The organism is Actinoplanes sp. NPDC048791 (assembly GCF_040650095.1).
In the GTDB taxonomy this organism is placed as follows: domain Bacteria; phylum Actinomycetota; class Actinomycetes; order Mycobacteriales; family Micromonosporaceae; genus Actinoplanes.
Genome location: NZ_JBEZGQ010000207.1, coordinates 1 through 10,778, shown reverse-complemented (window position 1 = coordinate 10,778; position 10,778 = coordinate 1). Strand labels below are relative to the sequence as shown.

The 10,778-nt window shown below is 72.3% G+C and carries 12 protein-coding genes and 2 pseudogenes; 7 read left to right on the top strand and 7 right to left on the bottom strand.

Annotated features, from left to right (window positions below; translation table 11 throughout):
- Nucleotides 1-199: pseudogene (locus AB0C29_RS17450) on the bottom strand (hypothetical protein); the annotation flags it as partial.
- Nucleotides 200-390: 191 nt separating this feature from the next.
- On the opposite strand from AB0C29_RS17450, the gene AB0C29_RS17445 reads away from it, so the two are divergent.
- Both AB0C29_RS17445 and AB0C29_RS17440 read left to right on the top strand, forming a co-directional pair.
- Nucleotides 391-1,158 carry an ABC transporter ATP-binding protein gene (locus AB0C29_RS17445; protein WP_360543902.1) on the top strand — a complete coding sequence of 256 codons (768 nt, stop codon included), beginning with the start codon at nucleotides 391-393 and terminating at the stop codon, nucleotides 1,156-1,158.
- On the top strand, nucleotides 1,158-3,707 hold the full coding sequence (locus AB0C29_RS17440) for an ABC transporter permease (RefSeq protein ID WP_360821287.1): 2,550 nt from the start codon (nucleotides 1,158-1,160) through the stop codon (nucleotides 3,705-3,707). Before AB0C29_RS17445 ends, AB0C29_RS17440 begins: the two co-directional genes overlap by 1 nt.
- Nucleotides 3,708-3,866: 159 nt before the next feature.
- Here AB0C29_RS17440 and AB0C29_RS17435 read toward each other — a convergent pair whose 3' ends face one another.
- Nucleotides 3,867-4,514, bottom strand: a complete 648-nt coding sequence (locus tag AB0C29_RS17435; RefSeq protein ID WP_360821285.1) for an HAD family phosphatase — start codon at nucleotides 4,512-4,514, stop codon at nucleotides 3,867-3,869.
- Between the two features lie 103 nt (nucleotides 4,515-4,617).
- On the bottom strand, nucleotides 4,618-5,340 hold the full coding sequence (locus AB0C29_RS17430) for a neutral zinc metallopeptidase (protein ID WP_360821284.1): 723 nt from the start codon (nucleotides 5,338-5,340) through the stop codon (nucleotides 4,618-4,620).
- A 187-nt stretch (nucleotides 5,341-5,527) separates the two neighbouring features.
- Here AB0C29_RS17430 and AB0C29_RS17425 point away from each other — a divergent pair, with 187 nt between their 5' ends.
- Nucleotides 5,528-6,076 (top strand): hypothetical protein, encoded by a 549-nt coding sequence (locus AB0C29_RS17425; RefSeq protein WP_360821282.1) that lies wholly within the window; start codon nucleotides 5,528-5,530, stop codon nucleotides 6,074-6,076.
- A 65-nt stretch (nucleotides 6,077-6,141) separates the two neighbouring features.
- On the top strand, nucleotides 6,142-6,888 hold the full coding sequence (locus AB0C29_RS17420; protein ID WP_360821280.1) for a DUF2071 domain-containing protein: 747 nt from the start codon (nucleotides 6,142-6,144) through the stop codon (nucleotides 6,886-6,888).
- Here AB0C29_RS17420 and AB0C29_RS17415 read toward each other — a convergent pair.
- The 4 genes from AB0C29_RS17415 to AB0C29_RS17400 all read right to left on the bottom strand — a co-directional run bounded on the left by AB0C29_RS17415 (nucleotide 6,885) and on the right by AB0C29_RS17400 (nucleotide 9,025).
- Nucleotides 6,885-7,337 (bottom strand): SRPBCC domain-containing protein, encoded by a 453-nt coding sequence (locus AB0C29_RS17415; protein ID WP_360821278.1) that lies wholly within the window; start codon nucleotides 7,335-7,337, stop codon nucleotides 6,885-6,887. The two genes, AB0C29_RS17420 and AB0C29_RS17415, sit on opposite strands and share 4 nt — an antisense overlap.
- Nucleotides 7,334-7,669, bottom strand: coding sequence for a metalloregulator ArsR/SmtB family transcription factor (locus tag AB0C29_RS17410; protein ID WP_360543916.1), 336 nt, complete (start codon nucleotides 7,667-7,669; stop codon nucleotides 7,334-7,336). Before AB0C29_RS17410 ends, AB0C29_RS17415 begins: the two co-directional genes overlap by 4 nt.
- Before the next feature lie 78 nt (nucleotides 7,670-7,747).
- Entirely contained in the window at nucleotides 7,748-8,293 is a 546-nt protein-coding gene (locus AB0C29_RS17405; RefSeq protein ID WP_360821276.1) for a hypothetical protein, read from the bottom strand.
- Between the two features lie 18 nt (nucleotides 8,294-8,311).
- Nucleotides 8,312-9,025: a spermidine synthase gene (locus AB0C29_RS17400; protein WP_360821274.1), complete on the bottom strand. Its 714-nt coding sequence runs from the start codon at nucleotides 9,023-9,025 to the stop codon at nucleotides 8,312-8,314.
- 84 nt (nucleotides 9,026-9,109) lie between these two features.
- On the opposite strand from AB0C29_RS17400, the gene AB0C29_RS17395 reads away from it, so the two are divergent.
- The 3 genes and pseudogenes from AB0C29_RS17395 to AB0C29_RS17385 form a co-directional block, all read left to right on the top strand.
- The gene (locus tag AB0C29_RS17395) at nucleotides 9,110-9,997 is read left to right on the top strand and encodes a virginiamycin B lyase (protein ID WP_360821272.1); all 888 of its coding nucleotides are present in this window, start codon (nucleotides 9,110-9,112) and stop codon (nucleotides 9,995-9,997) included.
- Nucleotides 9,994-10,524, top strand: a complete 531-nt coding sequence (locus AB0C29_RS17390) for a DUF6817 domain-containing protein (protein ID WP_360821270.1) — start codon at nucleotides 9,994-9,996, stop codon at nucleotides 10,522-10,524. Before AB0C29_RS17395 ends, AB0C29_RS17390 begins: the two co-directional genes overlap by 4 nt.
- 73 nt (nucleotides 10,525-10,597) lie before the next feature.
- Nucleotides 10,598-10,778 (top strand): annotated as a pseudogene (locus tag AB0C29_RS17385) (AraC family transcriptional regulator); the annotation flags it as partial.

The window sequence follows — 10,778 nt, the reverse complement described above, 5'->3', positions numbered from 1 at the left end:
GGACGTCCACCACCGGTCCGTGCAGGCGGGTGGTGATCTCCGCCGCCGCGTCCGACAGCGCCTGCAGCAGGGCCAGCCGGGCCGACGCCTCCAGGGCGTGGCCGAGCAGGTCCGCCGCCCGGGCGGTCTCCGGACCACCCGGGGCCGCTGCGGCGCTGAGGTCGCTGCGGAGCGATTCGAGGTACGGCGTCAGGTCCATGACATCAATATGACGTCACCTTTGACGTCTGTCAACCGTCACCGTGACGCCAGGGGGTAACCCTGAGCGTTGTCTGGGTGGCACCCCCACCGAAATCTCCGCGTCGGGCTACGCCGCTGGGCGGACGCTTCGGGCCGCTCGCGCCGAAAGACTGAGCCGGACCACATCGAGCACGTTCTCCTGGGGGCACAGTGACAAGCACGGATTCCCGCGAACCGGCGGCCGCACGGGCCGGCGAGGTCTGGAAGGTCTACGGCACCGGCGAGGCGCGGGTCGTCGCGCTGCGCGGCGTGAGCGCCGAGTTCGAACGCGGCAGGTTCACGGCCATCATGGGCCCGTCCGGCAGCGGCAAGTCGACCCTCATGCACTGCCTGGCCGGGCTGGACACGGTCGACCGCGGTGAGGTGCACGTCGGCGGCACCAAGATCACCGGCATGGGCGACAAGGCCCTCACCCGGCTGCGCCGCGACCGGGTCGGCTTCATCTTCCAGCAGTTCAACCTGCTGCCAACGCTGAGCGCGCAGGAGAACATCCGGCTGCCGCTGGACATCGCCGGGCGCAAGCCCGACCCGCAGTGGTGGGACATCGTCATCGACACCGTCGGACTGCGGGACCGGCTCAGCCACCGGCCCAGCCAGCTCTCCGGCGGCCAGCAGCAGCGCGTCGCGTGCGCCCGGGCCCTGATCGGCCGGCCCGACGTCATCTTCGCCGACGAGCCCACCGGCAACCTGGACTCGCGGTCCGGCGCCGAGGTGCTGTCGTTCCTGCGGGCCAGCGTGCGTGAGCACAACCAGACCATCGTCATGGTCACCCACGACCCGGTCGCCGCCAGCTACGCCGACCGGGTGGTGTTCCTGGCCGACGGCGCGATCGTCGACGAGCTCACCGGCCCGACCCCGGAGACCGTGCTGGACATGATGAAGCGCCTCGACACGCACGCCGAACCGGTGATGCTCTGATGCTGCGCGCGACCCTGAAGAGCCTGCTGGCCCGCAAGCTGCGGCTCATCCTCTCCGGGCTCGCCGTCGTGCTCGGCGTCATGTTCGTGGCCGGCGCGTTCGTGGTCACCGACACCCTGAGCAAGTCGTTCGACTCGCTGTTCGCCAGCGCGTACTCCACCACCGACGTCGGCGTCACGGCCAAGCCCAAGGTCGAGGTCTCCGAGTTCGAGGGCGAAGAGGTCATCACCCCGCTGCCCGCGTCCGCCCTGGCCCAGGTGAAGGGCGTGCCCGGCGTCAAGAGCGCGACCGGGCTGGTCGACGCCGACGGCGCCCGGGTGATCGGCAGCGACGGCAAGGTCCTCACCTCGGTCGGCCCGCCGCGCATCGGCTCGGCCTGGACCGGCACGGACGACCTGGTCCAGCTGCGCGAGGGTCGCGGGCCCACCGCCGCCGACGAGTTCGTGGTGAACGCGACCGTGGCCAAGGCCGCCGGCATCAAGGTCGGCGACCGGGTCGGCGTGCTCACCCTGGAACCGAAGAAAGAGTTCAAGCTGGTCGGCATCTACGGCTACAGCGGTAACCGGGACAGCCTCGGCGGCGTGCAGGAGGTGGCCTTCACCGAACCGGTGGCCCAGAAGCTGATGCTCGGCAAGACCGGGGTCTACAGCTCCATCCGGGTGCAGGCCGAGCCGGGCGTGACGCCGGAAGCGCTGCGCGACCGGATCTCGGCCACCCTCGGCGCCGGCTACGTCACCAAGACCGGTGACCAGCTCGCCGCCGACACCGCCGCCGATCTGCAGGCCGGGCTGGGCTTCTTCACCAACATCCTGCTCGGCTTCGCCGGCGTCGCACTGTTCGTCGGCATCTTCCTGATCCTCAACACGTTCTCGATCATCGTCGCGCAGCGCACCCGGGAGCTGGCGCTGATGCGGGCGCTGGGCGCGAGCCGCCGTCAGATGATCGGCTCGGTGCTGGTCGAGGCGGTGGTGATCGGCCTGATCGCCTCGGTGCTCGGCCTGGCGGCCGGTGTCGGCGTCGGCGCGCTGCTGGCGTACCTGTTCAATTCGTTCGTCGGTGGCAGCATGCAGCTCGGCAGCGTGGGTGTGCCGGCCGCCGCGATCATCAGTTCGTTCGTGGTCGGGGTCGTGGTGACCGTGGTCGCCGCGGTCCTGCCCGCGCTGCGGGCGTCGCGGATCGCGCCGGTCGCGGCCATGCAGGACGTCGCGACGCCGGACCGGCCGCTCACCAAGGTCAGCGTGGCCGGCGGCCTGGTGACCGCGGCCGGGGCGACCGCCCTGGGTCTGGGCCTGTTCGCCGACATGGGCGACGCCACCCTCTGGACCATCCTGACCGGCGTGCTGGTCTCGTTCATCGGCATCGCGCTGCTCACGCCGCTGATCAGCCGCCCGGTCGTGTCCGGCATCGGCCGGCTGTTCTCCTGGTCGCTGCCGGGGCGCCTGGGCCGGCTCAACTCGGGCCGCAACCCGCGGCGCACCGCGATCACCGCGGCCGCGCTGATGGTCGGCATCGCGCTGGTCACCGGCGTCACCGTGGTGATGGACTCGGCCAAGAGCAGCCTCAAGGCCGAGGCCGCGACGATCCTCAAGGCCGAGGTGATCATCAGCGGGGACCAGAACGGCCCGCGGCCGCCGACCTACGACCCGGCGGTGCTGCGCGACACGGCGAAGATCCCCGGGGTACGGGCGGTCGCCGGCCTCTGGAACGACCAGGTCACGATCGACGGCGAGAACCACTACGTCAACGCCACCGACAACGTGACCGCGCTCAAGGACGCGTTCGGCAACACTGCGGTCGGCATGCCGGACACCCTGCGCGACGACCAGCTGGCCGTCAGCGTGGAGGAGGCGCAGGACTACGGCTGGCAGGTCGGCACCAAGGTCACGCTCCAGCCGGCGCGCGGTGATCCCCGCCAGTACACGATCGTGGCCACCTACCCGGAGGACAGCATGCCGGGTGACTACGTGCTGCCGGTCGCCACGGCCAAGGACTTCGGCATCACGCAGCCGACCATGGGCTTCGTGCGCCTCGCCGACGGTGTCGCCGTCAGCCAGGTGCTACCGCAGGTCAAGGCGCTGCTGGCGGACAGCCCCGAGGTGTCGGCGCAGGACGCGCAGGCGTTCGTGGACGAGCAGGCGGCCACCTTCGACACCCTGATCACGATGATCCAGATCCTGCTGGCGCTGGCCATCCTGATCGCGGTGCTCGGCGTGATCAACACCCTGGCCCTGTCGGTGCTGGAACGCACCCGCGAGCTGGGGCTGCTGCGGGCGGTCGGCCTGGGCCGGGCGCAGACGATGCGGATGGTGACGGTCGAGGCGGTGGTGATCTCCGTCTTCGGCGCACTGCTCGGCGTGGTCGTCGGCGCCGGCATGGGTACGGCGGTGACCCGCGCGCTGAAGAGCGACGGCATCACCGAGCTGGTGCTGCCGTGGGGCCGGATGGGCACCTACCTGGTGCTGGCCGCCCTGGTCGGGGTGATCGCCGCGGTCCTGCCGGCGATCCGCGCCGCCCGCCTCAACGTCCTGGGCGCGATCGCCCACGACTGAGCACAACCGCCGAGCCCGCGCCGAACCCGGCGCGGGCTCGCGCGGTGCGCGGGGCTCAAGCAGAGCCCAGGCTCAAGCAAAGCGCGGGCTCAAGCAAAACGCGGGCTCAAGCAAAACGCGAAGTGCGAAGCGCGAAGTGCGAAGCGCGAAGCGCGGAGCTCAGGCGGTGGCGGAGGCGAAGAGCGTCGCCAGGAAGGCCGGATCGACGCCTTCCAGCGAGTCCCGCAGGTGCACCCCGTCGGTCGGCGGCAGCTCCAGCTCGGCCGGCACCGCCAGCACCGCCGCCCCCGACGCCACGGCGCTGGCCATGCCCGTCGGTGAGTCCTCGATCGCCACGCATTCCTCGATCCGTACCCCGAGCAGCTCGGCCGCCGTCCGGTACGGCGTCGGGTCGGGCTTCGGGGCCGACACCTCGTCGCCGCAGACCACGGCGTCGAAATTCTCCCGGCCCAGGGTGTCGAGCGCGACCTCCACGAGCCGGCGCCCGGTCGAGGTGACCAACGCCGTCGGCAGTCCGGCCGCGCGGACCGCTCGCAGCAGCTCCAGCGCTCCCGGCCGCCAGATCAGGCCCTTGGCGAACAGCTCCTCGACGCGGTGCTCGAGCCAGGCCACGTCGGCGGCCTCGTCGCGGTCCGGCTGGGCCAGATCCTCGCGCAGGATCCGCATCGAGGTGGCCATGCTGCTGCCGATCATCGCCAGCCGGGCCGGCTCGGACAGCTTGCCGCCGGCGTGTTCGGCCAGCTCGTACAGCGCGACGTCCCAGACCTTCTCGCTGTCGACCAGCGTGCCGTCCATGTCGAAGAGCACCGCAGCCGGTTGTGTGCGTGTCAGGGCAGGCCTCCCGAGCCGTTCGTCAGATGTCCTGCCCATTGTCCCCGCCGGCCGGCCGTCACGGGCGCCGGTGTGACCGCTACGACACGTCGCAGGGGTCCAGGGAGCGCCGGTAGCCGTTGCTGAAGGACCTGGTCCGCTGCTTGGCCGAGCCGTGCGCGCCCTCGGCGAACCACGGCTGCCCCGGGTCGTCCCCGACCGCCTCCAGGCCCCGGGCCAGCTCTTCGAGGTCACCGTCGTCGAGCTTGAGGGAGCCCTTGCGCTCGGTGTCGCCGATGTACGCCCCCGCCATGCAGTCGGCCTGCAGCTCCTGCTCGATGGAGAACTCCTTCTGGATGCCGAGCCGCCGCTGGATGGCGTGGGCGTACTCGTGGCCGAGCAGGTAGAAGATGAACGCGTCACCGATCTGGCGGAACGCGGCGAACGCCCAGTTGATGTCGTACGCGATGAAGTCACCGGCCGAGCAGTACGCCGCGTTGTTGAGACCGAGGCCCTGCCCGCCGCACGCCACCTCGCCCTCCCGCTCGTACGGGATCAGCTGCGCGATCGGCTCGAACTTCAGCCCGGACGCCTTGAACTGCGCTTTCCAGTACGCCTCGGCGACCCGTTCGGCGTCTCCGACGTCGGCCTTGAACTCCTCCGGGGTGTCCGTGCCGTCCGGGTCCTCACCGGCGGCGGTGGTCCGCGGCGCAACGGGAGCCTGGCCACCGCGCTCGTCGGGTGCGGAGACGCAGCCGAGGGCGATCAGCGCCACCACCATGGGGACCAAGGGCAGCAGACGGGTGCGGCGCGGTACCGGCATGCGGGTCCTCCGAGGGGCTGGCGTGACCGGGATACACCAACGGTACGGGCGGGCCGCGGCGCGAGGATCAGTCTGTGTGGCACTGGACACTGCCGGATCCGGACCCGATCGCGCGCCGGCCGTGTAAGCCGTCCTGCCCCGGGTAGCTCGCACAGGTATCCCACCTGCGCGAACTCTGGAGGACACCTTGGCTCAGGACACTCTTTCCCGGTCCCTGCACGACGTCGGGCTCGCCGCCTGGTTCGGCGGCACCCTGGCCAACGCGGTGGCGCTCAACCCCGCCGCTGCCGAGACGGCCGACCCGGAGAGCACCGGCCGGGTCGCGAACACCGGCTGGAACAAGTGGACCCCGGTGAACGCCGCCGCGATCGGTGCGCACCTGGCCGGCAGCGTCGGCGAGCTGGTCGGCAACCGCGGCCGGCTGGCCGCCCAGCAGGGCGTCGCCACCATGTCGCTGGCCAAGACCGGCCTGACCGTGGCCGCGCTGGGCGTGACCGGCTACAGCCGGCTGCTCGGCCGCAAGGTGGCCAAGGACACCGCGGTGCCCGCCGCCTCCGGCACCGAGTCGACGGTGGACACCCCGATCGAGGTGGTGCGGGCGCAGAAGAAGCTGTCCGCGCTGCAGTGGGTGGTGCCGGCGCTGACCGGTGCGCTCATCGTGATCAGCGCCTTCGCCGGCGAGCAGCAGCGCCCGAGCCAGGTGAAGAAGGGCATCCTCAGCCGCTTCACCAAGTGACGCGAGGCCGGCGCGGCGACGGAGATCACTCCGGCGCCGCGCCCGGCACCGGCATGATGGGGAGCGTGCGGATCGAGGACGTGACCCCGGAGACGGTACGGCCGGTACGCCGGTCGTTGCTGGTGCAGAGCTGGCACGACCTCGCGTTCCTGCACTGGGCTGTGCCGCCGGAGACCGTCGCGCCGTTCCTGCCCCGCGGCACCGTCCCGGACACCCTGGACGGCCTGAGTTACGTGGGCCTGATCGGCTTCCGGATGGTGCGGCTGGGGGCGTTGCGCGGCCCCGGCATCCCGTACCTGGGCACGTTCCTCGAGACCAACGTGCGGCTGTACAGCGTGGACGCGCAGGGGCGCCGGGCCGTCGTCTTCCTGTCCCTGGAGGCCGAGCGGCTGTTGCCCGTGCTGACCGCGCAGGCCTCGCTGCGCCTGCCGTACAAGTGGGCGCGGATGCGCCTGGAGAAGGACGGCGACGTGCTGCGCTACACCAGCCGGCGGCGCTGGCCCGGGCCGCGCGGGGCGGCCAGCTCCATGACCGTACGCGTCGGAGCCCCGCTCACCGAGCCGTCCCCGGTGGAGCACTTCGTCACCGCCCGCTGGGGCCTGCACACCCACGCGTGGGGCCGCAGCCTGCACCTGCCCAACGAGCACCCACGCTGGCCGTTGCACCGCGCGGAGCTGCTCGAGCTCGACGACGAGCTGATCACAGCGGCCGGCCTGCCCGCACCGGCCGGGCCGCCGGTGAGTGTGCTCTACTCCCCCGGCGTCCCGGTCACCTTCGGCGCTCCCGACACCCTGGCCGGCACCGCCGGTTAGCCGAGTGTGCGGTCCAGCTTGGTGAAGGAGCTGCCCCAGCCCTCGCGGGCCATCGCGACGAAGTCCTCGGTGTACGGGCCCTGGGTCAGCACCAGCCGGGTCTTCCCGCCGGGCTCGTCGTGGAACTCCAGCCGCATCCGCATCAGCGAGCCGGCGAACTCCGGGATCTCGGCCGCGTTCTCCTCGCCGACCAGCAGCTCGTTCTCGACGACCTCGACGAAGGTCACGTCGACCGGCGAGTTCTGGGCCGGGTCCTCGTCGTTGACCATCGTGAAGCGCTGGTGGCCGCCGACCTTGGCCTCGATGTCCACGCTGTCGCGGGGCACCGACCAGCCGACCGGGCCGAACCAGGCGGCGAGCTGATCGGGGTCGGTGAACGCGCGGTAGACCAGCTCCCGCGGGGCGTCGAAGATCCGGGTGAGGACCAGTTGGGTGGTGGCGTCGCTCATGGTTCTCTCTCCTCTTGCTGGATGCGCTGCAGGTGCGCGTCGAGGCGCGCGAAGTTGACGTCCCAGAACCGCCGGTAGCGCTCCATCCAGGCGGTCGCCTCGCGCAGCGGCTCGGCCTGCAGGCTGCTGGAGCGCCACTGGGCGGAGCGGCTCCGCGTGATCAGGCCGGCCTGTTCCAGCACCTTCAGGTGCCGGGAGATCGCCGGGAGGCTGATCGTGAACGGCTCGGCCAGCTCCGAGACGGTGGCGTCGCCCTCGGCCAGCCGGGCCAGGATCGCGCGGCGGGTCGGGTCGGCCAGGGCCGCGAAGATGACGCTGAGCCGGTCGGTCATGCTGTTTAACACCTTCGTTAATTAACGGATGCGTTAAACATAGGGGCGCGGGGAGCCGGGGTCAAGACCCGCGCAGGCTCAGACCCGGGACGGGATGCGCCGGTGCAGCTCGGCGAGCAGCGTCCGGGGGCCGGGCGACATCAGGCCCACGTCGATCAGGAACGCCGGGCCGGACTCGCGGCGCAGCACCCGCGGGCGGCGGCCGGGGCCGGGCAGCTCGGTCACCGCGGCCATGTCGGTCGGGGTCACCACCAGCTCCGTGAACGGGCCCCAGCGCCGCAGGCCGACCGAAGCGATCGACGCCCAGCGCAGGTGCACGCCACGGCGCCCGGTCGCCGCGAACTCCAGGCCGTAGACGGAGCTCTTCATCCAGCCGAGCCTGTTCCAGGCCACCAGCATGACCACGCTCGCGGTGACCACCGGGACGACCAGCAGGCTCTCCGCGACCCGGACCAGCTCACCGATCGTCGGCACGTCGCCCAGCAGCACCTGGACCAGCACCGACAGGCCCCGGCACAGGAACCACACGGCGGCGCACACCCACAGCACGGTCACGAAGACTTCGGCGCGCGGCTGGAAGAACGTCGTGGCGTCCTCGCCGGGTTCGAGAGGGTGGTCGTCCACAACCGCCAGTATGCCCGGCTATGTAGCTACATATACGGTGTTGGCCGACTCTCCGCCGGTGAGCGGGTTCGGGAACGAGACCACGTGCGCCGCCGCCGAGGTGAAGACCTCGGCCAGGACCGCCTCGAACTCGGCGTCCGGCGGGTCGTCGGACCACAGGGCGAAGACCCCGCCGGGCCGCAGGTGCGCGGTCAGCCGGCGCATCCCGTCGACGGTGTAGAGCGCCGCGTTGGCCGGGGCCAGCACGTGCCGCGGACTGTGGTCGACGTCGAGCAGGATCGCGTCGAAGCGCCGGCCGGGCGCCGCGGGGTCGAAGCCGTCCGGCCCGGCCGCCATCGCGAAGAAGTCACCCTCGACCAGGCGGCTGCGCGGGTCGGTGACCAGCGGCGCCGCCTCGGGCAGCAGCCCGCGCTCGTGCCAGGAGATCACTTCGGCGACCGCGTCGACGACCACCAGCGACGCCACCCGGGCGTCCTCCAGGACGGCCCGCGCGGTGTAGCCGAGGCCGAGCCCGCCCACCACCACGTCCGGGCGGGCCTCGCTCGGCAACGCGGCCAGGCCGAGCCGGGCCAGTTCGATCTCGGCCACAGTGAACAGGCTGGACATCAGGAACTCGTCGTTGATCTTGACTTCGTAGACCTCGACGCGCAGCCGCGGGTCGAGGCGGCGGCGCAGGCTGATCTCGCCGATCGGCGTCTCGCGCCAGGCGAGCTCCTCGAACCGGGCGCTCACGCGCCGCCGCCCTGCGCCGGGGCCGGCGCCGCGGCTGGCGCCCGCCCGACCCGGAAGTGCCCTGAGACAGCGGAGGGGAACGGCATGGACATCCGGGAGATCACGGTCGCCGACGAGGACGCCGGCCCGTACGGCATCACGACCGGCCCCGACGGCGCCCTGTGGCTGACGCTCGTGCACGCCGGGCGGATCGCGCGCCTCACCACCGACGGTGACCTGCGCACCTTCGACCTGGGCGCCCCCGACTGCCAGCCCAGCCTGATCACCGCCGGGCCGGACGGGGCGCTGTGGTTCACCCGCACCCAGGACGACCGGATCGCCCGGATCAGCACCGACGGGCAGCTCAGCGAGTTCCCGCTGCCCACGCGCGGCTGCGGCCCGTACGGGATCACCGCCGGCCCCGACGGCGCGCTCTGGTTCACCGAGATGAACGCCGACCGGATCGGGCGGCTCACCCCGGACGGTGACCTGCGCGAGTTCCCCCTGCCGGTCTCGCAGGCGTTCGTCTCGACCATCACCGCCGGCCCCGACGACGCCCTGTGGTTCACCCTCAACCAGGCCAATGCCGTCGGCCGGATCACCACCGACGGCACGGTCACCCTGCACGACCTGCCCACCCCGGCCGCCGCCCCGGTCGGGATCACCGCCGGCGGCGACGCGCTGTGGTGCGTCGAGATCGGCGCCGGCCAGGTCGCCCGGATCACCCCGGACGGCACGATCACCGAGTTCGCGCTGCCCGACCGCACGGCCCGCCCGCACGCGATCGTCGCCGCCGGAGACGGCTGCTGGTTCACCGAGTGGGGTGCCAACCGCGTCGCGCACATCAGCGTCGACGGCACCGTCACCGGGCACGACCTGCCGAGCCCGAAGTCCGAACCGCACGGCCTGACCGTCGGCCCGGACGGCACCGTGTGGGTGGCGCTGGAGACCGGCAAGGTCGCCGTGCTGACCGGCGCGGGCCCGGCGCGATGAGCACCGAGCACACCGTGCGGGCCTGGCTGCGCGAGCGCGGCGCCGAGAACATCGAGCACCCCGGCGGCACCCTCTACGCCCACCTGGGCCGGGTCCACGACCGGCTCGGCGCGCTCGGCCACGACCCGAAGGTGCAGCTGGCCGGGCTGGCCCACGCCGCCTACGGCACCGACGGCTTCGACCGGAGCCTGCTGGCGGTCGCCGACCGGGCGGTCCTGCGCGAGCTGGTCGGTGAGCGCGCCGAGGCACTGATCTACCGGTACGGCGCCTGCGACCGTTCCCGCACCTGGCGGGCCCTGCCCGGCACCCGGCAGGTGTGGGACCGCTTCACCGGCGGCGTCCACGAGCTGGCCCCGGAGCAGACCGGCCCGTTCACCGACCTGAGCATCGTCAACGAGCTCGACGTCGCCGAGCAGGACCCGACGTTCGTCGCCCGCCACGGCGCCTACTTCCGCGAGCTGTTCGCGTCCTGGGCTCCGCTGGCATCGCCCGCCGTGCTCGCGGAGGCCCGCCGCGTCCTGGGCTGAGCCCGCCCGATGGCCGAAATCGTCATGGTCGTGGCGTGGACGCCGCCCCGCGTACCCCGCGATCATCGACGCCATGGGGGACCGCCGCATCGCCGTCGTCGTCTACGACGGATTCCAGCTGCTCGACCTGGCCGGCCCGGCCGACGTGTTCGCCACCGCGGCCCTGATCGCCCGCGGCGGCTACCGCCTCGACGTGGCGGCCGCCGAGGCCGGACCGGTCCGGGCCCACAACGGCGTCACCACCACCGCGGTGG